This window comes from Desulforhopalus glucosivorans (genome assembly GCF_054397165.1).
The window spans coordinates 269,133-294,737 of sequence record NZ_AP044854.1 but is presented as its reverse complement, the minus strand read 5'-3'; the positions used below and the strand labels follow the sequence as shown (position 1 = coordinate 294,737).

Genomic DNA, 25,605 nt, shown 5'->3' with positions numbered 1-25,605 from the left:
ATGTCTATGACGACCTACTACTGCATCCACAACACTCCAATCGGAGATCTGCTTTTACTTGGCAAGGAAGGTGTGTTAACAGAAATTCGCTTTGAAAACGCATGGACAATGGCAGATACAGCCGACTACTCCATGAACAGCAAGGTATTTGCACAAGCGAGATCTCAGTTGGATGAATATTTTACAGGTGCGAGGAAATCCTTTAGCGTAAACATCGATCCCACCGGCACCAGCTTTCAAAAAAAAGTCTGGCAAGCGCTTACGAAAATACCCTACGGCAGTACACGGAGTTATGCAGAAATCGCAGAGCAGATCAATAACCCCAAAGGATACCGCGCAGTAGGTATGGCCAATGGAAAAAACCCTATCCCAATCATCATCCCATGCCATCGCGTTATTGGAAAAAATGGAACACTCACAGGTTTTGGTGGAGGCCTTGAGGTAAAACAGCAATTATTACACATCGAGCAGTCCAACCTCACGTGACCGTCTTCATCCTAATTTAAGCAATAACAGCCCCGCCCCTTCCACTCGCTTTTCCCATTCAAATACTCATAGAAGAAACGTCCTGCAACATTCTTCAAATTAAACTACACATTCGCTGCAAAACAAATTATTCATATATCTGTTTCTTTTCCTATGCTTAGGAAAATTATAGATACAGACGCTTCAATTAATATAGATTTCACCGCCACCCCAACCCTAACGAAAAGACAGCACTGGCGGTCAACTCATCACGAGCCTGGTATTCAGATATGATAATTGTATTCTACGGTCTGAACATTGTACTGTTTCTATCGACCTTTCTACATTTTCGTAAAAAAAATGACGATGGCCATTTAGCCATATCCCTTGTCCAGGCACTATTTTTCCTACCACTTCTTGCCAGTGAGTACCTCTACTTTGCCTATCATTTTTATTACCAGACAGGAGAACTCATTTTTTTCTCTGAAGCCGTCTTTATTCTTATCTGGCTGTCTCTAGCAAAACGGTTGCGCCAGAATCTCGAGACTCCAGAAACAGCGATTAAAAATAATTTTTTGTTTGAAATACTTTCAGGATCATTTTTTTTGATCCTGACCGGTTACATCATAGAAACACAATTGATTTTCGAGTTCTTTGCTACAAACATCGGCCTGCCTAAATACGGCGCGGTCTATTGTTTAAGTATTTTAGTTCTTTTCATCGTCCTGTACAGCTCATGGAAAATTGAAGAATTCTGGAGATCCATGAGAAAAGCAGAGCGTTGGAGATACAAATTCCTGATCGTCGGTAGCTTTCTTATTTGCGGTGTTCTTGCATGGAGTTCTTCTTACAGACTGACCTATATGGTGGTGTATAAAGAACACTTTCTTCTTCTGTTTACCCTGTTATGCCTTGGCTGGGCAATGATGGTTTACGATGTTACCAACAACAGGCTGCTCAACAGAAAAATTTTTATCTCTCGAAAAGCAGTCTACTCCTTTGTATTTCCAACTCTCCTTGCAGTATATTTTTTAGCCTTTGGTTTCATATCTCTTGTGATGAATATGTTCAGCCTCGAGATGTCTTTTGTCATCAAATGGCTCCTGGTCGTTACAGGAATAGTCGGTGTAATGCTTTTCGGTTTTTCAGGTAAAATACGTCGACGCGCGCACTTTTTCATCAGCACACATTTTTACACCAACAAATATGAATATAGAGACGAGTGGTTACATCTCTCAGAAAGCCTCGAAGGTGCGCAAACTGAAGAGGAGGTTGTACAGGCGTTACATATAATATTGCAAGAAAGCCTCTATACGGCTGAAATATTTATCTGGCTGGGTGATTCTGAAAATAGTCAAGACTTCAAACTTGTCTCCAGCCCTGGTGATTTCAAGGATAGAGACATAACGACTATACGTTCAGGCGGAATTCTTGTGAACCACCTCAAAGAAAACTCCTATTTTTATCTCGATGAAAAAGAGCAGTTAGCAGAGTGGAAAGAAGTAAAGGATCAGAATAGAGACCTTATGGAATCCCTTCAACTAAAAATCATCACCCCGATTTCAATTAACAATCATATCTGCGGGCTGATCGGTTTAGGTGCTGAATACACAGGCGGGGAGTACAGTTACGATGACTTCGACCTGCTTTCAGCGCTTGGAAGCCAGACAGCTGCAACCCTGCTTGCCATACGCATGGCAGAAAAACTTGCAAAAGCACGTGAGGAACAGGCCTGGAACAAACTCTCTGCCTTTGTACTCCATGACATTAAAAACGCTGCAACTATGCTTTCGCTTCTACAGGCAAATGCCCCGGAGCATATTCATGAACCGGAGTTTCAGAAGGATATGCTGGAACTCGTGGACGATACGTTGAAACGAATGAAGCGGGTTGAAGAGAGGTTAATAGCACTTAAAGATGAAAAGACTCCAGACTTACAAACAGTCCAATTGAAACCAGTCCTATCTGAATGTATCCAGCGTATGGAAAAGAGATTACCTCACATCGAGTTTCACATAGAGTCTAATGAAAATCTCCACGTTTTTTGTGATCCGATATTACTCAATTCGATTATGGAAAATCTACTGCTCAATGCTTCTCAGGCACAGGGAAACAGAGGGGACGTACAAATTAAGACTCAAATGAACACCATGCAAGATAGCGTGAATATAGAAATATTAGACGATGGTCCTGGAATAAATGAGAGTCTTCTACCGGAAGCACTTTTTGAACCATTTAAAACAACGAAAGAGGGTGGGAGTGGAATAGGACTTTGGCAGGTAAAAAAACTCATCTCAAATATGAGGGGTACTATTCAGGCTGAGAATATACCCGAGAAAGGAGCAAAATTCACGATACAGCTACTAAGCAAAAGCAGTGTCGAATAATCTTACACTCACATAAAAAATCCCCCTTGAGATTATTCTCAAGGGAGACTTCTAATCAACGCCGTTGTATATTACGCTTTTTTATTCGAGCGCTTACGGCTATACCCAACTAGACCTAAAATACCCGTGCCAAAAAGCAACATGGTGGAAGGCTCAGGAACAGGGGCAGTTTGGTTGTCATAATCAAGATTAAATGTTGACTGATTAATCTGAAGAATCGCATCACCCCAACTACCATTTGACGCGAGAGTCACAGCAAAATCATCACCAGTCGACCAAGTTGAAAAAGTTGATGCAATATCAAATGTTGAAATTGAGGGAATATAATTACTAGTCACCCATGACCAAGAAGACCAACTCCAATTTACATCATAAGTGCCACCCGCGGTTAATGTCCCTACAGTAGTTCCTTCTACCGCGACGCTATCATTATTCCCATCAATCCAATAACCTGAAATCGTCAATGAGGCACTATTTACAATATCCCATGGGACTTCAAAGTCTACGGGGGTCTGATGATAGTAGGTCTCAGTACTTGAGTAAACTATTCCTGCAAAGGGCCCCTCTGCAAGGGTAACATTCACATCTACGGTATTGGTGAACAAACTAGCGCTTGCAGTACCAGCCAAAACAAAAACAGATAGGGCTGTAGTTAAAATAATTTTTTTCACTTTTCTCTCCTAAGTTTAAAAATAACGAACTTCATTTCACGAAGAGACTATGCATAGTTCGTGCCACACACGCAACATACTGTTAACAAAGAACATATACATCAACGATTTATTAGTCCAGACAAGATGTAAAGTAAATCGACATACAACTAAACAACCAGGTATCCCAAAAACTAGAGCCTTTTATCAAAGAGGCTAATATTACTGATAAAATGAGAAAAGCTCAAAGATTGTGCCGGAATCATTTCCATATGGTTCCATAGAGATGTCGGTTTTTTTTACATAATAAGTGAATTGCAAACGACCTAAGGCAATGAAGGTTAATTCGCGCCCATCCCGTGTTTCTTGAGAAGATCATGCAGTGTAGGACGACTTACTTCGAGCATTTTCGCTGCCTGACTGATGTTATTACCGCTTAGCCCAAGAGCCTTTTGCATAACCTCTTTTTCCGCCCTTTCGCGAGCTTCTTTGAGGGTAGAGAGTTTTTCATCACCACCTTCCAATGCAAAACACTCCAACTCCAATTCATTTGATTGCAACGTATTACCAGCAGAAGTTCCCAAAGCCCTTCGCACGCGATTTTGTAGTTCACGAACATTACCTGGCCAAGAATGACTTACCATAGCGCTTAGAGCAGATGGGGAAAATGATATCTGTGCCCTTCCTAAATTATTCCCTTCTTCCTTTAAAAAACGATGTGCCAGGAGTAAAATATCTTCTGACCGTTCCTTTAAATCGGGCATTCTTATAGGAACTACGTTAAGGCGGTAGAGCAGGTCTTCACGAAAGGTTTTGTCTTTAGCTGCCTGCTCCAAATCGATATTAGTTGCTGCAACAATGCGTACGTCCACAGTGATTGTTTTAGTCCCACCGAGTCTGTCAACAGTAGACTCTTGAATAACCCGCAAAAGTTTAACCTGCAAGTGCAGGGGGAGCTCACCTATTTCATCCAGAAAAATCGTCCCACTGTTTGCCTGTTCAAATTTCCCAATTTGGCGTTTTGACGCTCCTGTAAAAGCACCTTTTTCATGACCGAACAACTCACTTTCGATGAGATTTTCAGGAATGGCTCCACAGTTAATGATTATAAGAGGCCGTTCTCCTCTATCACTGAGGCTGTGCAAGGCCTTGGCAGCCATCTCTTTACCGGTACCAGTACTTCCTGTGATAAGTACTGGGTAATCGGTTTTACTCGCTTGTTTTAAACGATTAAACATTTCAACCATTACCGGAGATATACCTATCATTCCACAAAGAGAACCTCCCTGGCTGCTTTTTTCCTGCAGTTTCCGATTCGCTTCTTCCAATTCATATGTTCGATAGGTACGGTCCAGTATGATTTTTAATATTTTTAAGTCAATTGGTTTGGCGTAAAAATCAGCAGCCCCCAACCCTACAGCAGTAATAGCATTTTCTTCTTCTGCGTTTCCCGTTATCACAATGACATGGATAGGGTGGGAGATGCTTGAAATTTCTTTTAGAAGAGCAAGCCCCTGCTCTGGTGTATCGGGAGAAGGAGGTAGACCCAAATCCAAAGTAACAACGGGGAATGCACCTGATTGTAGTAGAGGTCTTGCCTTTTCAGGGTCTGATGCAATGGTTATCTCATATTCTTTATCCAAGCCCCAGCGGAGTTGTTTGGCAACGGACTTTTCATCTTCAATTATCAGAAGCTTTTTCTTCATTTACCTATTCCAATTAAGCTAAAAATTGTGGGGTACACGTATCAACAATGCGAATAAAAATCACATGAGTGACTCCTAGCAATAACAAACGATACCATAAAGGCTATTAAATGTCAGGCAATACTAACAAAAATGCCCCTCCTTAGAGGGGCAATCAATGCAATGGGTCAACAATCAACTTACATCATTATTTACCAGCAACAGGAATCTCTCTCCAGCCACCTGTCCCGGTAAATTCTCTTGCAGTAAAACACCAGATTACAGCTTTCTTTCCACTCAGGTAGTCTGGATTCTTTTTTGATCTTTGAAACAGTTTTACCCTGGCAGGAGTTATTCCGGATCCACGAACTCCCAAAAGGTCAAGAGGGAAACCAAGATCAGCTGAGAGGTGATCAAACAAACCAGCACTTTTGGCGTGAAGATCACCACCGGCACTGAAAACCAGCGTATGGCTATCCCCGAGAAGCACGACCGGACTGTTTTCATCGCTTATAACAGCGGAACCTGTGGCCTTGCTTGTTACAAGTGACAGGGTAAGCTCCTCTGTATCGGTTTTACCAAGCATCTGGCTGAGATCTCCAACAATTGAAACATTCTGGTCTGTTTTGACAAACTCCTGTTGCGGTAAAGATTCGTACCATGCTTCAGCCCGTAAAGCCTTAGCAGCTTCTGCGGCAAAAAGAGCCAGCCCGTCACCTGAAAAATGTGTATCGGTCTTACAGTACACATTTTTCTCTGCCGCCTGCAGCGTCAACTCAGGAAGAAGATCTATAACGTTCACTCCACTTTCACGAAGTTGTCTATAAAACTCTGTGTAGAGTGCACGTTCTTCTTCAACACCACCCGGAACAACACCATCTACAAGTTTATCAGGGTAAACCAGCGCCTTCGGGGGAACCGGCATAAGGTACAACGTCACCCCCTTATCTGCCAGCGCCTCGTTATAACGTATAATAGCAGGCAGTGGGTCGGCGTATTCTTTCTTTTTTGAGCGCGATACCTGTGCAGCATCCTCTCCCCAGAAACGACCAGAACTCAAGTGAATGAGCTCGTCCTTTAAAAACAACCAGCCATCAGCTCCTTCAACTGCACTTTTACCTTCATTTTTCTGCGCCAGATCAATACACACTTCTTTTAATAATGGTGCGGCAAAGACCATTCCGGCACTCAGCAAGAGTGTCAGAAAGATTACAGCTTTAGTTTTTCTCATTTTTTATAACTCCCCAATTTGGCAGTTCAAGTTCCAGCATTGCATCATCGAGTGGACTTCGACGAAAACTTCCATACTCTCCTTCAACCTCTTCCCAGGCTGTGAGAGTCATACTCACACTATCTCCTGGCCGAAGATTCGCCATGTCAGTCAACTGGTTATCTTTCATCCCCAAGCCGTAGACTAAGGCCTGATCTGTCTCTAAACTAACATCTTCTCCTTTGAGGTCAACAAGATGTATTGTCAAAATGTTATCACGATAGGGAACAGATCCAGGTCGTGGTGATCTTGAAATTGCACCCACCACAGCCTCCACATGGCTGCTCATTCCTGGCTCAGCAGCAAAAAAACCATTTTCAGATGCCGAACCGAGGGTCAGGTCAATCAACTTCCAGTCACCAAGGCTTAACTCTCGTTCAGCAAACTCCCAGATGACCAGCTTTTTACCAGCAAGCCTGTCTCTTCCCCTTGCAAGCTCCTGACTTAAAATTTCACGGGTCACATATGCACCGCTGTCATTTTTACCAATAAGATCCAAGGGCGATTTTAAATAGTAACTTACATGTTCAGCAAAACCTGCACTTCGTCCCCACCCAAGTGACATGGTAGAGTATATATTAGTAAACGAATCTCCAAGAAGCAGAATTTCGGCATTACGTTCTGGTTGCCAGAGTTCATTTTCTCTATTCATGACCTGTTGTATCTCAACTGACTGCAGGTGACGAGGAGCAGTTGCTGGAAGGGTAAGCATTCTGGAAACATCCCCTTCCCCCTCCAAGGTAGTTGGCTGTACAATGTAATCACCCGTACCGGTCAAATCAGAAAACTCAACGGCAATCTCTGTAGCAAGAGTTTTTGCAACATAATCCATCGCGCCAGGAAGCCAGTGCGTATCCGTTGTAAGGTACGCCTGTCCATGTTTTTTTGCATAGTCCGTTAATATGGAACGACCATCAAAAACCGTAATATTGTTTTCTTTCAGTCTTGCCAGGAAATCGTTCCAACTTCGATTGTTAGGAGGACTCTTCAAATCATAGGATGAAATTTTTTCTGCGTGAATAGATGGTTTAATTGGTACGGGTACAAGAATAAGTTCAATTCCTATGTCTTGAAGTTGTCTGTGAAAATCGGTTATCGCCAGAAGCGGATCCGGCTGAACAGGTTTTTCCCAGAGTTCATGACCTTCATATCGCATTTGCTGCTGACTCTCGTCTAGAAACGGTTGGCCAGTGATAGCATCTATTCCAGGTCGAAAAAACAACCACCCTCCTTTACCTGCCACAACCTTTTCATTTCCCTGACCGAGAACATTTAACAGCAATGATTGTAGCGGAGGCAGGAACATCGATCGTAAAAAGCTTTCCTCCTCAAGGCGTGTTTCCAGTACATCAAGGCCTTTGAGGAAGTAGGTATTCTTCTGATCTATTCGATTAAAAAGTGAGTCATCTTCTTTTGGTTCTACCTGGGCTACAGACCAGGCATCACTGACAACAGGGCCCGCAGATTTGACCCCATACTGGATGAGAGGAACGGAGAAAATTGAAACCAGAAAAAAAGCGCACAAAAGCCAGGCTGTGTTTTTAAAAACCACAGTCGAGCCTATTTCAATATGCGCAATAGCTTCTCTGCTTAGTTTTTCTTTACCCATAGTTCTAGAAGTTAAAATAGATAAATGGATTATATGACTGCATACTCAGCACTGCAACAGAGACAATGAATACCACCACAATACTTAATGCCTTCGCCACAGACAATTCTTTCGTATAATCCCAGGTCTGGGGCATTTTCCATACAACAACAGAAGCTATAGCCATCGAAATCAGATGATATGGAGAATAGAGCAAACCGCTCAACAAAAGCGATGAATCTGGAACTGTGACAAAACCAAACATAGAACCGAGATAGTCAAGTGCCAGTGAAAAAGTTTCCGCACGAAAAAAGACCCATGCGATAAGAACGAAAACAAACGTCATTCCTATTCTTAAAAACCTCGGCAGGAAGTGGTAAAACGGCCTCCTCCCCAAAAGTCTCTCTGAACCAAGTAAAACACCATGGATTCCACCCCATATTACAAAGTTCCAGGAAGCACCGTGCCACAGCCCGCCTAAGAGCATTACAATGGCAAGATTAACAGCAGTCCTGCCACCACCCTTTCTATTACCGCCTAAAGGAATATATAAGTATTCTCGCAACCAGGTTGAAAGTGAGATATGCCAGCGACGCCAAAACTCAGTGATGGAGGCGGAGAGGTAGGGTGAGTCAAAGTTTTTAGCAAACACAAAGCCAAACATCAGCCCCAAACCAATCGCCATATCGGAGTAACCACTGAAATCAAAGTAAATCTGAAAACTGTACGCAACAACACCAAACCAGCTATCAATGACACTTAAGCTGCCGGCAGAAAAAGCCATGTCAGCAATTTTTCCACACGAATTTGCAAGCAGAACTTTTTTTGCCATCCCCATGGAAAAAAACGCCACCCCTCTGGAAAATTTTTCAAGAGAATGTACCCGACCAGCCAGTTGATCTGCCACTTCCTGAAATCTGATAATTGGGCCTGCAACAAGTTGAGGAAACATAGAGACAAAACAGGCAAAATCCAGGAAGTTTTTTATATAGGTCCCATCTCGGCGGTAGAGGTCAATGGTGTAACTCATTGACTGGAAGGTGTAGAAACTAATCCCTAAGGGAAGCAAAAACTTGAGTACATGAACAGGCTCGGCTCCTTCGACTCCTAATACAGTGAAAAGCTGATTATAGCTTTCAAGGGCAAACCCTGTGTACTTAAAAAATCCAAGCAAAGAAAGGTTTGCTGCGATGGAAACAAAGAGCGCAATCTTTCGTTTTCTCTGTTGATTATCGGGGGTGGTTCCGATGACCAGACCACAACAATAGTCCACCAATGTTGAAAAGAACATTAACAGAGTAAAAAGCGGATTTGACCAGCCATAGAAAATATAACTAATGACAGTCAATACCAGATTTTTCCCCCGTCTTGGCATACTGTAATACAACAACAGCGCAGCAGGCAGAAAATAAAAGAGAAAAATATGAGACGAAAAAACCATAAAATAGCGTAAATGTGGGCTAAACCAACCCCAGAAAGGGTCCTTAAGTTTAATTCAAACGATAGTACATAGAGAGATCAGGCTCAAAAATATCCATCATCTGCCGTTCACCTTCGAGTTCCGGATGGTCATCAAATAGCTCCAAAACAAGTCGTTCACTCATAACATCATCAGAATACTTTTTAACAATCTGTCTATCAAGTACTGCCCATTCAGCTATAACAATTTTTTCTTCGGCATATTCCCCTTCAACAACGGTATCAACCCCATAGCTATTAACGACCAGAGCACGGCGGTATGCTCCTATGGAATCAGGGGCAGGAATTTCAGTTGTCTCAAGAAGAGAAGCCTCAACCACCAGCCGCTGTACAGGCTTATTTACGTTATACTTATTAAAGGCATAACGACTATTTGTTTCAAGCTGCCGGGGTGTTAAAGGAACCTGATACAGTGCTATCTGAGCAAGAGTACCATCCCAGTTCCCTGAACTATCACCAAGAATCAATTGACTCTCGTTATACAAAGAAAAATCAATGTGTATTTTTTTTGTTCCCAAACTTTTGGCGTTTCTAAAAACTTCCATCTGCCCATCATATACACTTATGACCAAATGGCTTATTTCATGGGCTGAGAAGACTCCATCCCAGTAAAGGCGTTGAGTATCTTTTTGCGCCACACTGTTTTCAACGATAAGGGAATCACCATTCTGCTGAATTGACAAACGAGAACCTTCAGAACCCTGTAGTGATATTACCTCTCCCTTCTGCACTTTGTCGGGTGTAGCTACTATTTCAAACGTCACTTGCTTGGATTTGGCAAGAGCCATTCCAATTTTCGCACCAGCATCACCAGTATCGCCCCACCCTCCTGATGTGTTGAGAGTAAGGTCTCTTGTGAATAATGCCTTTCCTCTCAGGGTAAGATTACACTGATAGAAGCCAACCGGACTTGTTTCAGCAAGCTGATTACTCGCTTTCATATCTTCCCAGACATACAACACATTGCTGCTGTCCAGAGGCCAGGCCAGGCTGTCTTTTTTTACAGTTTCTGCAGGTTCCTGGTCGGAAAGACTATACTCTCCCCCTCCATCTACCCAAAGATCCGGGTAAAAATCAGCACGTTTATTGTTTGTGACCTGAATCCAATCCTCTACCTTTTTAACATTGCGATCAAAACGACCGACATACACCTCAACCTTCTCGCCCCCACCCCTGAGCTTATTTCCACCCTCACCCTTTTCATAGGGGCCAGTAATGACAAAATAACGGGAATGATTGGACCATCTGGGGTGATAAACCTCAAAGCCCCCCACACCAGGTGCACTGTTAATATTGACCTTCCAACTCTCCTGTTTTTCCAGGTCATGGATCTGAATATTCCGATGTAATCCATCAAAAATCCAAAGCAGTTTTGAGTTGTCGGGACTTAAAGAAGTCCAGCACCCTCTACCCAACCGCTTAAATTCTTTATTTTCCGGATGAATGAAACCTCCATGGGGCCAAGGGAAGAGCCCACCCAAGACTTCACCATCTCTGGATAACTGAACGTTGGACCAGGCCATGTTACTCTTATCCCAGATCAACTCTTTCTTTTTAGGCTTTCCAAGAGGGAATCTATAAAGCGGCTGACCGGTGCCATATGTATTCTCAGGCTGCAAACCATCAAAACAGTAGACCCAGAGAGTGCTCTTTTTCAGGAAAAAACTCGTTTTTGTATCTTTCCAGACAGCGACAGCAACCCCAGAACCAAGTTTTTCAACCTTCCCGGAATCCCAGTCCAGGACAAACATCTGCCGATCTCTTCGATCACTAAAAATAACCTTCTGGCCGTCAGGGGTAAATATCGGTTTATAGAAATTCCGATTACCATTAACAAGGAGACGTTCACCTTTTCCATCCAGCGAATCGTATCCGTACAGAGCAAGGTTTTTACTGCGGGCAAAGGTATCAGAACCATCTCCTTGATCCTGCACCCAAACGAGCCTCGAATGCTTCCCGGTCCAATCCTGCAAACTTTTGCCTGCACCCGTACCTGCAACGACCTGGCCAGCAGAAACTAAGACAAAGATGAAAAGAGCTAACAGTGAAAGACGCAATATTATATGTTTCATAATTCTAAGCCCGATGAACGGGATAAATACCTTCTTAAGCAAATTAGTATGGCAGCCTTGGAATCTTGAGCAAGCCTTGAAAAATATAACTGTAAAGTCCAAGCATAAACATTATTCCTACCAATAATACTAAAACTCTCTTATTTATTGCTGCTATATTATGGCCCAATACAATTCCAAACATTGGAATTATTGGAAACAGGTAACGTCCCTGGGGCTGAAAATCAACCACCCAGGAACGATAAATAGCTGCAAGAATCAGCACCAGCGAAAGACCGCAGACAACTGAGGTAACTCCTGCCCCCATAATTCCACCTCGAGTTAAACTTGAGATGAGAATGAATAAGAGCAGCGCAGAACCTGCCCACTTGACGATGGTATAATAGTGATGAGGGCTCGTGATTGACAGGTAGCCGAACACACCGAAACTAGACTGGATTGTCGTGATGCCCCAGTGATACTTTGAAATCAGGTCCTTAAAGGCCACCCCCCTGTCCTTCATATATATTGTAGGGACCCTCTCTTCAGGAGGTGTACTTTTTTTATACTTATAATGACTTAACTCTTCCTGTAGTGCGGCAATTTTATCATTTCTATCGAAACCATTCACCACGTAATCAGCACTCATCCGAATCCCGAGAAAACTGGCACCTAAAAGAGTTATTATAATAAGACGCCTGACAGCATCTTTCTTCTGCCAGGAATAGTCCTCAGTAAAGAATATGCGTACCCCAAGAATCAGATATACCAGCCCAACAAAGGGATAGTAGTTCATTTTCAGGATGAAAACTGTACCGAAAAAAACAGCCAATATCATTGCAGCGCCAAACTGAAACCAAGCGCCCCCACCCTTCAGGTATTTATGTAAAAGACTCTCAGGGTTAATGAGAAAGTAGGTGGCTAAAAACGCGATAAAGAGAGCAAATGCATCAGACCCGCAATACGAGAAGATATACCACACCTGGGAACTCACAAGAAAAGGTATGGCTGCAATCCTAGCATACACACTTCGAACCGAGAGGAAAAAAATGATTCCAAAAAGAGCAACATTGAAAAACCTGTACGCAAATGTTGCAGGCATCTGAAAAAACTGTAAAACCTTATAGGTTTTACCTGAGAAAAAATAATATATTTCCCCATAATTGAGACGGGACACACCATAAACGCTGTAGGTATTTCGAACTGAGGGATCATCCACAACAGGCGGCAACCAGTTTTCGGCATAATATGATGTTGCAGCTATATGAACGTACTCATCTGGATGGACATTCTCTTTGCTTATCCCCGCCATCACAAGAATAAGAATCCAGACACCAAAAAGTAAAATTGGCACTATCTTGAGTTTCTCAACCAGTGGTGCAAGAGAATACACGATCACTAAGGTTATGAGTGCAACCCCAAGCATACGAACCAGCAACCACAATGTATTAAAACCGATCTTCTGAGGCGAAATAGTCAGTTCAAAATATGGATCCTGGCCTGTCGAACGCAGCCATAAACCATTTGCGTCGACCCGAGTTGTCTCAATTTGATTCAAAGGAACCAGCCGTTTGAATTCATCAGAATTACTGAGTATAATTGGCTCATAGCCCTCTTGAGCAACTTGCAACTGCTTGATAGTAGCTTCACCAAGATAAGTGTGAGGATCGATTCGAAGCCGGTGAATTTTGGAGAGATTGGTGAGGTAGAATGAATAGTTGCGTTTACCAGCATGGGCACGAACTGTGGCCATATTGTTCTGCGAATAGCCCTGACCTTCTTCAGCCCAATAGATAGCAAACCGACTCGTTTGAGACACCTCTATATCCACCTCTACACGCGCAGTATTCACCACAAAGGCATAATACCCTGCACACGTGACAACACACGCCAACAGAGCAACAAGAAACTTAGGAAAGAATCTGCTCTCCTCTTCTAATTCTCCATTTAATTCGCTAACAGCAATCATCTCAATCCTTGGTTTTAAGAGGTCATTTTTGTCGATTTAGCGATCCACTATAGCCAAAAGGCTTCGGTTTGTATACTATAACTGGTCGATATTTTACAAAGATATGATGGTGAATTCCCCGTTTAACTCACGCTTTGTAATTCTTACATTATAAACTGAGCTATCTGATGAAAGCTTGTATACTACAAGCAGTCAGATATATTATAAATCTTGGGGTTAAGAGCCTCTCCATCAGAACCTAGCACAATAACTCATCCAGAGGACAGTAATGCAGGCAATTGGAACAATTCACAGTCCCTTCACAAACCTCAAGGACATGCCTATCCAGCCAAAGGGTGCTAAAGACACAATTGGCACCATTGAACTCGCCCCTGAGTACACAGAAGGACTGGCCGACCTCGAAGGCTTCAGCCATATCTACCTTCTCTATTCATTCCACAAAGCGGCAAGAACGTCTCTCACAGTGACACCATTTATGGACACAACCCCCCGGGGAGTTTTTTCCACAAGGTCCCCTTTACGACCTAATCACATAGGCTTATCCATCGTAGAGTTGGTTGGCGTAGAGAAAAACCTGGTAAAAGTTCGCGGGATTGACATACTTGAGGGCACGCCTCTACTTGATATCAAACCATATATTGCATCCTTCGATGCTGTTAAGAACAGTCGTTCTGGATGGATGAAAGCAACAACTGATGAAGTCGCCCAAAAAAGATCTGATGACCGTTTTGTCTGATAAAACACTTTTTCATCTGGTTTTTCAAAAAAAGTTATCATTACTGTTGACATAAGGGCAAAGAAAATACAATTTATACAGGACATATAACAGGTCGTATAGTAGCTCATGTACCTTGCATGGCAGACGACAGACTACTCAATACGGGAAAGCAATGGATAACAATAAAACTGAGAAACCGGACCCAAAACGTGTAGCAGTGCTACGCTCTCTTCCCCTTGAGATAAAAGAGCAGATTAGCGGTGAGGAAGCAGAAGCTTTCATGTACAACAAAGAGCTTCCTGATTCACTTCTTAAAAAATTAGAAAACTATCTTGAGGAAGATACTCCTTAAGAGTTGTATTGTATAACCAACCCACATTCATGCTAAAGGAGAACTAGATGACTGAAGAAAAACGCCCACCATGTCCAACATGCCAAGGTAAGAAAATCATTGAAGGAGTTTGTGAGACAAGTTCAGAGTGGAGCGGAACTAGTGATGACGCTGACGATATGAACTGTACGCCAGATCAAGTCTGCCCTACCTGTAACGGTAAAGGTTACGAAGAGTAACAAGGCTGATTAGTGCCTTACTCCTGATGGGCTTTCGTTAAAAAACAGGTAGTGTAGAGAGATCTTCAAGGCACTTATCCCGTTTATCGGGGCGACATACTATAGAAGTTATAACCTCCCATCTGCCACCCATGGCAACTGGGAGGTTTTTTTACTCTACATGAAAAACACATTCACAATCTGGGTTGACGCAGACGCATTCCCCAATGCTGCCAAAGAGATCCTCTTTCGTGCAGGAAAGCGAACCCAAACCCCTATTACCTTAGTTGCCAACAAGGTACTTCGCACCCCTCCATCACCAATTATCACCTCTGTACTTGTTCCAGCAGGAGATGATGTTGCCGATCATTACATTGTGGAACATATGAGTAATAACGACCTTGTTATTACTGGTGATATCCCACTGGCTGCTGAAGTTCTTGAGAAAAATTGTCAGGCTCTTAATCCTCGGGGACAATTATACACCAAAGAGAATATAGCTGACAGACTCAGTATGCGCGATTTCATGGATAATCTGAGAGCAAACGGCCTTGAAACCGGTGGCCCTCCACCACTTACCAAAAAAGATCAACAAACCTTTGCAAATGCTCTGGACCGCATACTTACCAAGAGTCTAAAGCAATGAATATGTATTCTTCAGAAGAATATCTCCCCTCCCCATATTTCAACCCTGTACGACTCTCTCCTATTGCCAACTCCGGAATCTGCACTTAATGTAAAATCAAACAGGCTAAAACTACAAAGAAAAAAAGGCTCTAAGCCATCAGTAATATACAAATACTGGGGATGCACAATGACCACGACACATGCTCTGGAAATATTTTCTGACTATATATGACCCTACTGCTACTTCATTACCGGGCGTATTGAAAAGCTGAAACAAAACTTTGACATCTCAGTCACATGGCGAACCTTCCCCCTGCACCCTGAGACCCCTGAAGAGGGTACCCTGCTGACTGATTTGTTTAATACATCTGAAGAACGCATAGGACAGATGATTACACAGTTACGGAAAACAGCCCAGAGCCTTGACCTGCCATTTAATGCCAGACCCAAAACCTACAACTCAAGACTCGCTCAGGAACTCGGTTTATGGGCCGAGGATAAGGGATACGGAGACGCATTTCACATGGCAGCCTTCCACGCTTACTTTGCAGATGGTATTAATCTGGCATTACAACCTGAGCTCCTTACAATCGCTGAAAAAGTTGGCCTTAACAGAGAGGAGGCAGAAGAGGTCCTCAATAACAGAAGCTATAAGCAGCGTGTGGACCGTGACTGGGCAGACTCCAGACTAAAATCAGTAACTGCAGTACCAACGTTTATCATGGGCCAGCACAAACTGACCGGGGCTCAAAACTATGAAATATTTGAAGAGCTGATGGCGCTATACAATGTGCCTCAGAAAAAGCTATCGTGACTGAAATTACTTTAGACCAACCGCACAAGCAGATACGTGAAGGAAACCTCATTACTCTAGCCCTTCAAGGAAATTTTGACATTATCGTACATGGCTGTAACTGTTTCTGCACCATGGGAGCAGGTATTGCCGACTCCATTCAAAAACAGTTTCCCGAAGCCTTCGCTGCTGATCTAATGACTAACAGGGGGGACAGAAATAAATTGGGGTTCTTTTCCTCAGCAACCATCACAGAAAATAACCATAGCATAACCATAGTAAACGGTTACACACAGTTTCATCACTCCGGACCTCCGCCACTTGTTGACTATGATGCCGTAAAAAACCTGTTTAGAAGGGTTAAGAAGGAATTCACAGGAAAACGTATTGGTTATCCAAAAATAGGTGCAGGGCTTGCTGGAGGAGACTGGAGCAGAATAGAACAGATTATAGACCAGGAACTCGCAGGAGAACACCATACTCTCGTCAATTATCAGCGATAGCTGGCAGTCATCAGTTCTCCATATGCTCTAATCTTTACGACCGTATGAGGTGTGACATGAGATACACAGTATATGTTCTTATTCTATGTATTATCGTTATCCTTTCGACTCCTGTTTATGCGGGAAAAGCTGATGTTACAGCAGTAAAAGTCACACCAGAGAATCCCGGTTCATTCCACTTTGAGGTGACAGTTTCACATGGTGATGAGGGATGGGATCATTACGCAGACAGCTGGGAGATACGAGACAATAAGGGAGTAGTCTACGGAACCCGCACCCTGCATCACCCTCATGTCTCAGAGCAACCTTTTAGTCGTAGTCTCTCAGGCGTACAGATTCCACCAGAGATTAAAGAAGTGACAGTCCGGGCACACGACTCTGTACACCTCTATGGTGGCAAGACCATTACAGTTGAGTTGCCGTAATAGTAAATGCTATCAGGTAGACTCTCGTAGATCGAGACAAAGCTTAGTTTTTTGAATCAAGGAGTTCTCTTACCCAGATAAACGGGATAAGTACCTCGAAGGTCTCAGTACGTTCACTTATCTGGAAGTAATTTAAAGTTCGCAATGTTAAAAGGTATATCAATGATCCAGAGCAAGTAGTACTACGTTGTATGAATAACGCAGTACTACTTGTGGGATATGCGCATTAGCCCATTTTTACAGGCAAAATAAACACATCACTACTCTTTGGTTTCTTCAACTTTTGGGGCCATGACCTCTTCTGCAACCACAGCAGCAGCGCCTGCCTCCAGAGCTTTCTTTCGGGTTTCCTCAGTTAATGCTGCCTTAGGTGCATCAGTTGGAAAATCAACGATGACCTTACGATGGGCATAGTAGATTCCTTTGGCATTCAGCGCCTCTGTTATCCGCCTGAATGCTTCACGCTTGATCACAAACTGCTTACCAGGTTTCGCGGTAAACTTAACCCGTATAACCATAACAGAATTTGTAATTTCATTGACACCCTGGGATTTTACAGGCTGGAGAAAATCTTCGCCGATTTCCTCGTCTGTGAGCATCGTCTGACCGACTTTCTTTATTATCTTTCTGACCTTGTCAATATCGGTATCATATGGAAATTCGAGAGGAAATTTGATAACTATTCCACCTCTCATATAGTTTGTGATTGCCCCGAGATCACTATGGGGAACCACTTGGAGCATACCCAGGTGATGACGCAAAAGAACATTTCTAAGGGTAATTGATTCTACGGTTCCACGAATTTTTCCCGCCTGAATATATTCCCCCACCCGAAAGGCGTCATCGAGGAGAAAAAAGAACCCGGAAAGTATATCTGAGACAAGTTTCTGAGCTCCAAAACCAATAGCAAGCCCTAAAACACCAGCTCCGGCCAATAGCGGTCCTATATTTACGCCAAGCGAGGAAATCACAATCAAACCAACCATCAAGACCAGCGTAGAACCAAGGACCTTACGCAAAAGTGGTAACAGAGTGTGACTACGCCCTCTGGGAGCGGCACCACCAAACTCGTCATCCATATCCTTGTTCTCGTCTACCTCATCCACCTCGTTCTCCGCCATTTTGGCTTCAATATACGATGAGGCGTAGCGCCAGCAAATGAGAGCCAGTCCCACAGTGACCAGTGACTCAAAGATAGCCTTCATTGCCTGGTGGGCAAATGGGAAATTATATCCCCAGAGACTGCAAAGCCATGAGAAGAGAATAAAGCCGAGTAAATAGTTAAAAAATGAATGAACCTTACGAGCCAGCTTTCGATTGTTGTCCTTAATCTCCTCCTCGGTGGGACCTTCCTCATCATCTTGGGCGTTTACACCCATCTTACCGAGACCTAAGGAGTCGACCACAGCGGCAATTAAGAGTCTAAAGCAATAACTGAGAACAAAAAAGAGTGGAACAACAAGAACACTTACTATAAACGACCCGTTACCGGCTGCAGTACCAGTGGACACTTGTCCCACCCAAACGATCCATACTATTGCAACATACAGGAGCGCAGGTAAATGCCAGTATGACGCAAACTGCTGCCGCATCCAACCAACGGAAGCCCCGTCGACCTCTTGTTGGTAATATTGAGACACCGCACTGCGTAGAAAAACAACGAGACCTGCCATAATGGCAAGGATAATTGAGCCAAGCACTATGGCGATCCAGGCAAGAGTCTGGGGTTGGGCGCCCAGCTCTTTAAAACCACGCCCAACAAGAAGTGCTGAACCAAGTACTGTCAATGTAACTGAGAACGCGACATGGAGATATTTAACAAGCGACTCATCGATAGCAACCAGACGAACCGCAGGATCATTGGGTGCAAAGAGTAATTCTGCAATAACCCTGAAGAGAAAATATATCAGCACAACACCTAAGATGAGCTGATACAGCATCCTGCCCTCGAGGGGAGTATCTCCTGCGATAACAAGAAATGATAGGGTTGAACAAACGGCAAGGACAAAAAGCGAGGCCATGTCCGGGAGACTGCGTAAAAGCCCAGCTACAAGTTTTGTTCCACCCTCGCCTTCAGGAGGAGCAAGATGTTTAATATTATCGAGGCGCTCACCAAACATTTTTTTCAGAAAGAAACTCAAAAGAAAACCAAGAGCGATGGCAACAACAGCTTTAACCAGGACAAAAAGAAAGCCTAAAAACCCGGTGTCTCCACCTGTTTTATTTAAAACCCGGGCAATATCCCCTGGAACCTTTGGCCCAAAAGCAAGTACGCTGGCCGCTGCATCTTTATCTTCAGTCCCACCATCCAACATGTGGAGCCAGCTTGTTAAAAAACGTTTCCTCGGAACATTTGGAATATTTGCAACATTTGCGTCATCCATCATGGCAGAATCGACTTCCACGCTTTCTATCTGTGCAGAATCATCCCCCCCTTCACTTTCAGCCCCAAAAGACAGTGCTGGAAGCAGTAACCATAGGCTGAGAACAACCCAAAAAACGGTTAATACTTTACGATTCATTTCCACATCTCCTGTGATAATAATTATACATCAAACGCCCGAGCCACTTGGAAAAGACTCACTAGCTATAACGCTTACGACGCTTCACCTAAAACTCTTCTGAGCACCTGAGCAATTTCCTTTGTCCGAAGTGGTTTGAAGACGAGCTCTTTTATACCAAGGTCCTTTGCTCTTTTTTCTGAAATAACAGAACTATATCCCGTGCAAAGCACTATGGGAATATCTGCTCGTATCTGCAACATATTAATGGACAACCTGGCCCCATCCATTATCGGCATGGTCTGGTCTGTTAACACCAGATCAAAATCCTCAGCCCTCTCACGAAAAATATCGAGGGCCTCTACACTGCTCGTACAAATAGTTACATGATATCCTAATCTTTTTAGCATCTTACCGGCTAAATCAGCCAGCATTTTCTCATCGTCCACAAAGAGTATTTTTTCATTGCCAAGGGGGATGGTTTCATCAAAGGAGTTTTCTATCAGTTCTTCCGGATCTTTAACCGGCAGATACACTTTAATGATTGTTCCCCTTCCCAGAACACTCTCAACAGCAACAAAACCGGCCATACTTGTTACTATTCCATGCACAATAGAAAGCCCCATCCCAGTACCTTTACCCGGTTCCTTGGTCGTAAAATAGGGATCAAAAATACGTTCTTTTTCCTCTTTGCCGATACCAACCCCGGTATCTTCAACAGAAAGCAGCACATAATCCCCTGGCTCCACATCCCATTCCTGGGGCAAGGCCTCTTGTAAGAGCTTTACCTGCGTGAGTAAAATGGTAAGAGTCCCCCCATCCTGCTCCATTGCATGGAATGCATTTGTACACAGGTTCACCAGGATCTGGTGCAGCTGGGTGGCATCTCCGGAGACAATACCTGTCTCAGAATCAATCTTCGTTTCAATTGTTATTGTTGTGGGTAGAGATGGTCTTAGAAAACTAACAGCTTTTTCCACCACTCGTTTCATATCTAAGGGTGCGACCTCACTACTACCCTGCCTGCTAAAGGCCAAAATCTGTTCCACAAGATCCTTTGCACGTTCACTGGCCCCTATAACCTGTCTAAGACACTCTGAAACAGTGGTATCCGGTTCTGCGACCTCATAGGCAAGTTCTGAGAATCCTATGGTAGCAGTTAATATATTGTTAAAGTCGTGGGCAATTCCACCAGCCAATGTCCCAATGGCTTCCATTTTCTGGGACTGCTGCAGCTTCATTTCCATCTTCTTTCTTTCGGTAATATCCCTACCTACTCCAAGAACACCTATCACCTCCCCAAATCTATTAAACATTGGGGTTTTCAGGGTTTCGAGCAGCTCTGTGTGGCCATCATCGGCGTAAACGACTTCTTCTTCATTTGAACATGGGCCCCCGGCCACAATGGCCGCCTTATCATGCTTTCTAAAAAAATCAGCCTGCTTCCTATCGACAAAATCGTAATCAGTTTTCCCTATAATCTCTGCCTGTTTTGCACCATAGAATCGCTCAAATCTCAAGTTGCAGGCCAGATATACACCATCTACATCTTTAAGCCAGACAAGATCAGGTATGGTTTCAAGCAGGGTCGCAAGATGTGTTTCCCTTTCCCTTAACCTCTTTTCCGCCTTTTTCCTCGCAATCATACTCCGTATAAGAAAGGTAATTATCATGGCTAGTATCAGACAGACAATGCTCCCGGTCCAGATAATTTTCTGAAAATCTTTTTGATAACGCCTGGGACCATTGACGAAAATAACACCATCAGGCAAATCATTTTTTTTGATGCCAAACCGCGCGAGCTGGGCATAATCAAACTTATAGGTCACCTGACTGTTGCGCAAGACTGGTATATCATCTGCTGGAGTACCCTGCAAAATTTGCAGAATAACCTCTGCCCCTAGCCGCCCGTGGACTGTACCATCCATGACAGCTCCTCCTAAAAGCCCAGCATCCACATAACTGCCGTACCCTGAATATGTAGGGAAACCGCTTTTATTGAAAAAGCCATTTGATTCTTCACTTGTCAGCATCCTGCCATCAGGCATTAAAAAATAGGAAATCGGTATCAAGACCGTATCTTCAGTAGAGAAATGAGATAATTCCTCTCGAAGATCTTCAAGGGGTAATCCAGCAAATTCGAGTTTATCCCAACCACTTCGTTCCGGCACTTTAAAACGGCGAAACTCCTCCAACAGCAGGCTACCGGTAAGTGAAGAGTCTACTATACCAATTACGTTTTTCACATGGGGATGCAGGCTCTGTATCAGATCAAAATTCTTTTGATAGTCAACAGCTTCAACGATCCCTGTTATATTGGTATGTCCACCCAGGGTGTTGTCATCAAAACCGTTAATACCTAAAAACACAATAGGAATGGATGGAAAGAGTAGTTCACGGTGTTTCAATGCAAAATGCAAGGCAACATTATCCAAAACAACAAGCACATCAGGCTTCTTATCTCTGTACTTATAACCATACAGCTCTATGAATAACTGCTCTTGCGCAGGACCTACTTGAAAACGCTTTGAATCCATATATTCCTGAAAAACCATGGTTCCAGGCAAGTGCGTATTCAGGTAACGCTCAAGCTCATAGACCATATCATCCTGAAACTGTTCTCCGTGATGGAAGGAGTTGAGTATGAGAACATTGTGTTGCTCTCCCGCCACAAGAAACAAGGGTCGGAAGACAAGAAAGAATAGTAAAGAGAAAGTGACACAACCGTAGTAAAGAATCTTTTGAATAGCACTGCCACTTACTGATAAGTCTTCAACAGGTAACGGCATAGTTTGAGTGTGAGTTAAAAAGTAACGCAGGGCGCTCTCCTATATCAGCTGTAATCACAAAAGCATAGACTTCTACCGAGGGGGATACAGAGCCTTAACTGCAAAGGTTCTATTTTATGTTATACCGTCTCCATCACTATTCAAGTTAAAAATGAATGATTGGTCAATTTTATAGACCGAGAAACGATACGAAAAGGATGCGAAACGGGAGATAAGAGAGGTAACAGCTACACAATCCAGATCTCTTTGAGACAACAAAGAGACCTGGATTTCAGAAGATAGAGAATCTGTTACTTAGGTGAGGCGAATGTGTCTGCTGTTTTCTTTAGTAACCAGGCAATACAGACAACGCCTCCCAGGAGGGTTACTAAAAACATTATAAACGGTTGATACTGGGGCACCACCTGTAGCTGATCCAAGGTAAAATACTCACTGAGATAATCACTTCGTAACCAGCTTCGCATAAACGTCATAAGCACCACAACCAGAACAGCATGGAAAAATGTGAGCCAGAACTTACCCTTAAAAGCCACATATAGGGCACCAAGTACGGCAATGAGGCCAAGTGCAAATACAACGGTAGCCACAATATTGCCACCCATAAACAGCATCATCTGTTCTTTGGGTAAAGAAATCAAATACCAGACTCCAACACCTACATTTGCCAGGGTCAATACCAGAAAGGTCATCATCCCCAGACGTTCACTATGGCGTGCCAGTTCACGGTCTTCATATCGTTTAAAACGGCCAAGCATAGCAACAAAGAGCCCACCAACGGCAAGAGCCCCACAGACCATATGTAGATATCTTGGCCAAAATGTTACATGATCATACGCGAGTATGGTTCCATTTTTCTGGGCGAAATAATCAGAAAATCGTTCAGGCAAACTCATCAGAAGCATATTATTGGAAAAGAAAAAGCCAATCACAAGAAGAAAACAGAACACAACTATCGCAATTATCGGCCCAAAAAAGCCCAGACTTTTAAATTTAAAATCATAGAGATAAGCCCCATAATAACCAACAATGAGTATGGGGATAATCAGAATCCAGAACGACCCCATAAGAACTGAACTAGAGTAGACAAATTGCCCATACAGAACCTGAAGAAACAACAGTGGGGCCACTCCAAAATTAACAACAAAGGCGATTACAAGGGGTAACGCGATAGCAATTCGATGGGCAAGTCTTCTTCGAACCTCGCCTCCTCTCATATGTTGCACTATACCTATGGCCAAGCCACCAAGCATCGCATTCATTGCAAGCAGATGAAGGGGAAAGGTGAGCAACAACAGGAACTGAAACCAACCCCAGCTCACAGGTATCATGTCCGCTTGTGGAATAATGATAGTTTCCATTATTGAGCACCTCCATTTCCACCTGCTAAGAATTCAGCTAACACATCCGCCTCTTCAGCAGTTCCTGAGAAGGGTTCCATTTCATCTGAAATTTCATTTAAACTTCCAAGCATATTCACAATTTCTTCTTTTCCCTGCCCCTCAACAATCCCTTTCATCTCATCAAATTCGTGGCAGGATGAGCAATGATCCTCAAAAAGAAGAGGACCTGCCATATCATTAGTATCAGAGGTTTCTGTCGGTAACGGATTATTCAGTGAATCAAGATATAGAGATAGATCCTGCACCTCTTTATCTGTTCCTGAGAACGGCTCCATCTCATCTGAGATTTCATCCAGTGTAAGAAGCATTTCAGGGATGTCTTCCTTAGCCACACCTTCAAAAGCGGGAGTCAGATCCTCCGCGCCATGGCACGACGAACAATGCTCTTCAAAAAGGGCAAGGCCTGCAGCGCCAAGATCTGCGGAACCTTTTTCCTCTGGTTCGGTTATATCTTTTCCGTGCAGGCTTCCTGCTATATAGGCAGCCAGGGCCCGCACTTCCATCTCATTGCCCACAAATGGAGGCATGAAATAGCGACGTTCGTGAATCTTATCAATATATTTCGTAAGAGCGCGATAACTCATACTCTTACTGGCCGCCACTATATCATTATTAATGCCATTCACAGTGTGACAGATGTAACACTGCTGGATGAAGATCTCTTCCCCCGCCTGCAACATATTATCACTATGTACTTCCTTGTTTTCGACCCAGAGAGCATTTTTCAGAAACCCTTCACCACTCAGTCTTTCAACATCATTTTTCAATATGCCGTTGGAATACATGACCTCATTGATGACATAGGGCCGTCTGGCAGCCTCCCGAATCCACTCAAAACTTCCCATAACAGCCAGGGCAAAACAGAGGGATACAATAGCCACGGGTTTCTTATTAAACTCAGGACGAAACAACCCTGCTGCAAGCATCACAACAAGAACACCGATAAGACCCACAAGACCCCAGGGCATAATACCTGAAATGGTTGGAGACTTACCCATCACTAGATCAAGAGCTGGCTCCGGCAGGACTGAAATGTACCATATCGCAGATGGGATCATCAGCAGAAGACTGATAATTGCCCACTTTGCAGAAAAACGGGTCATGGACTCACGCACCTCAACATCCGTTACAAATGATGCGCTAAAATAGCCGTAACAGGCGGCTATCATAATGGCGATAAAGGTACGAAATAAAAGCGATGGCCAGAAACTAGGGTTAAAAAAACCTACCCAAAAATCAAGATTTTCAGCCCAAAGCCCAGGAGTCAGCATAACTCCAATAATACCGTTGATAAGAAACAGTGACATCCATGCGGCAATAAAATAGACCCAGCCAACCTTAATATGGGTGGCAGAATTCATTTTTCCAAAGGTATAAAAATAGACAAAGGCTGCGGCGATCTCCACCACAAAAAAGACCCACTCCGCCGCCCAGCCAAAGACAAAATTATGAATCAGATATGACGTTGCCGCCGGGCTGACGAGGGCGATAATAAACCAGATACCAACTCCTGTAATGGAGCCGAACACCATGGTCAAAAGCAGAAAAAATCTTGCATGTTTTTTTACAAACTCAAGAATAGCCGGACTTTTTTCTTTCAGCCCCTTCTTCTCTGCATAAATCAGATAGAGCCCTCCACCCACAGCAAAGTGAGAGACAAAAACATGCAGAACAGCGATTAAGGCAATGAGTAAACCGCCTCCTGTTTCCGGCAGATACCAGACAGGATAATTCATAATTCCTCCTCTACGTATAT

General features: G+C 43.4%; 19 protein-coding genes and 1 pseudogene. 9 read left to right on the top strand and 11 right to left on the bottom strand.

What is annotated here, in order from left to right; translation table 11 throughout:
• Both ACX6CI_RS01275 and prsK read left to right on the top strand, forming a co-directional pair.
• The gene (locus ACX6CI_RS01275; protein ID WP_458776371.1) at positions 1-486 is read left to right on the top strand and encodes a methylated-DNA--[protein]-cysteine S-methyltransferase; all 486 of its coding nucleotides are present in this window, start codon (positions 1-3) and stop codon (positions 484-486) included.
• Positions 487-755: 269 nt separating this feature from the next.
• A complete protein-coding gene (gene prsK / locus ACX6CI_RS01270) occupies positions 756-2,852 on the top strand; it encodes an XrtA/PEP-CTERM system histidine kinase PrsK (RefSeq protein ID WP_458776370.1) in 2,097 nt (698 codons plus the stop codon).
• A gap of 71 nt (positions 2,853-2,923) precedes the next feature.
• On the opposite strand, the gene ACX6CI_RS01265 is transcribed toward prsK, so the two are convergent.
• The 7 genes from ACX6CI_RS01265 to ACX6CI_RS01235 all read right to left on the bottom strand — a co-directional run bounded on the left by ACX6CI_RS01265 (position 2,924) and on the right by ACX6CI_RS01235 (position 13,544).
• Entirely contained in the window at positions 2,924-3,523 is a 600-nt protein-coding gene (locus ACX6CI_RS01265; protein ID WP_458776369.1) for a PEP-CTERM sorting domain-containing protein, read from the bottom strand.
• A 320-nt stretch (positions 3,524-3,843) separates the two neighbouring features.
• Positions 3,844-5,208: a PEP-CTERM-box response regulator transcription factor gene (gene prsR, locus ACX6CI_RS01260; RefSeq protein ID WP_458776368.1), complete on the bottom strand. Its 1,365-nt coding sequence runs from the start codon at positions 5,206-5,208 to the stop codon at positions 3,844-3,846.
• A 187-nt stretch (positions 5,209-5,395) separates the two neighbouring features.
• Positions 5,396-6,418, bottom strand: coding sequence for an alginate O-acetyltransferase AlgX-related protein (locus ACX6CI_RS01255; protein WP_458776367.1), 1,023 nt, complete (start codon positions 6,416-6,418; stop codon positions 5,396-5,398).
• Positions 6,405-8,066, bottom strand: a complete 1,662-nt coding sequence (locus ACX6CI_RS01250; RefSeq protein ID WP_458776366.1) for an alginate O-acetyltransferase AlgX-related protein — start codon at positions 8,064-8,066, stop codon at positions 6,405-6,407. Before ACX6CI_RS01250 ends, ACX6CI_RS01255 begins: the two co-directional genes overlap by 14 nt.
• A gap of 4 nt (positions 8,067-8,070) precedes the next feature.
• Positions 8,071-9,486 (bottom strand): MBOAT family O-acyltransferase, encoded by a 1,416-nt coding sequence (locus ACX6CI_RS01245; RefSeq protein ID WP_458776365.1) that lies wholly within the window; start codon positions 9,484-9,486, stop codon positions 8,071-8,073.
• Positions 9,487-9,535: 49 nt separating this feature from the next.
• Positions 9,536-11,596, bottom strand: a complete 2,061-nt coding sequence (locus ACX6CI_RS01240) for a LamG-like jellyroll fold domain-containing protein (RefSeq protein WP_458776364.1) — start codon at positions 11,594-11,596, stop codon at positions 9,536-9,538.
• 43 nt (positions 11,597-11,639) lie between these two features.
• Entirely contained in the window at positions 11,640-13,544 is a 1,905-nt protein-coding gene (locus ACX6CI_RS01235) for a hypothetical protein (RefSeq protein ID WP_458776363.1), read from the bottom strand.
• A 268-nt stretch (positions 13,545-13,812) separates the two neighbouring features.
• On the opposite strand from ACX6CI_RS01235, the gene tsaA reads away from it, so the two are divergent.
• The 7 genes and pseudogenes from tsaA to ACX6CI_RS01200 all read left to right on the top strand — a co-directional run bounded on the left by tsaA (position 13,813) and on the right by ACX6CI_RS01200 (position 17,159).
• Positions 13,813-14,280 (top strand): tRNA (N6-threonylcarbamoyladenosine(37)-N6)-methyltransferase TrmO, encoded by a 468-nt coding sequence (tsaA, locus tag ACX6CI_RS01230; RefSeq protein ID WP_458776362.1) that lies wholly within the window; start codon positions 13,813-13,815, stop codon positions 14,278-14,280.
• Between the two features lie 154 nt (positions 14,281-14,434).
• Positions 14,435-14,614: a hypothetical protein gene (locus ACX6CI_RS01225; RefSeq protein WP_458776361.1), complete on the top strand. Its 180-nt coding sequence runs from the start codon at positions 14,435-14,437 to the stop codon at positions 14,612-14,614.
• A gap of 47 nt (positions 14,615-14,661) precedes the next feature.
• Positions 14,662-14,832 carry an ankyrin gene (locus tag ACX6CI_RS01220; RefSeq protein ID WP_458776360.1) on the top strand — a complete coding sequence of 57 codons (171 nt, stop codon included), beginning with the start codon at positions 14,662-14,664 and terminating at the stop codon, positions 14,830-14,832.
• Positions 14,833-14,992: 160 nt separating this feature from the next.
• Positions 14,993-15,457, top strand: coding sequence for a YaiI/YqxD family protein (locus ACX6CI_RS01215; RefSeq protein WP_458776359.1), 465 nt, complete (start codon positions 14,993-14,995; stop codon positions 15,455-15,457).
• A gap of 225 nt (positions 15,458-15,682) precedes the next feature.
• Positions 15,683-16,252 (top strand): annotated as a pseudogene (locus ACX6CI_RS01210) (DsbA family oxidoreductase); the annotation flags it as partial.
• Positions 16,249-16,734, top strand: a complete 486-nt coding sequence (locus ACX6CI_RS01205) for a macro domain-containing protein (protein ID WP_458776358.1) — start codon at positions 16,249-16,251, stop codon at positions 16,732-16,734. The pseudogene ACX6CI_RS01210 and the gene ACX6CI_RS01205, both read left to right, overlap by 4 nt.
• A 56-nt stretch (positions 16,735-16,790) precedes the next feature.
• Complete coding sequence (locus tag ACX6CI_RS01200) at positions 16,791-17,159, top strand: hypothetical protein (protein ID WP_458776357.1); 369 nt, start codon at positions 16,791-16,793, stop codon at positions 17,157-17,159.
• Between the two features lie 260 nt (positions 17,160-17,419).
• Here ACX6CI_RS01200 and ACX6CI_RS01195 read toward each other — a convergent pair whose 3' ends face one another.
• The 4 genes from ACX6CI_RS01195 to ACX6CI_RS01180 form a co-directional block, all read right to left on the bottom strand.
• Positions 17,420-19,681, bottom strand: a complete 2,262-nt coding sequence (locus ACX6CI_RS01195) for a mechanosensitive ion channel family protein (protein WP_458776356.1) — start codon at positions 19,679-19,681, stop codon at positions 17,420-17,422.
• Between the two features lie 74 nt (positions 19,682-19,755).
• Positions 19,756-22,449 (bottom strand): hybrid sensor histidine kinase/response regulator, encoded by a 2,694-nt coding sequence (locus ACX6CI_RS01190; protein WP_458776355.1) that lies wholly within the window; start codon positions 22,447-22,449, stop codon positions 19,756-19,758.
• A 290-nt stretch (positions 22,450-22,739) separates the two neighbouring features.
• Positions 22,740-23,807, bottom strand: a complete 1,068-nt coding sequence (locus ACX6CI_RS01185; RefSeq protein WP_458776354.1) for a hypothetical protein — start codon at positions 23,805-23,807, stop codon at positions 22,740-22,742.
• Positions 23,807-25,585, bottom strand: a complete 1,779-nt coding sequence (locus ACX6CI_RS01180) for a c-type cytochrome (RefSeq protein WP_458776353.1) — start codon at positions 25,583-25,585, stop codon at positions 23,807-23,809. Before ACX6CI_RS01180 ends, ACX6CI_RS01185 begins: the two co-directional genes overlap by 1 nt.
• Positions 25,586-25,605 lie beyond the last annotated feature (20 nt).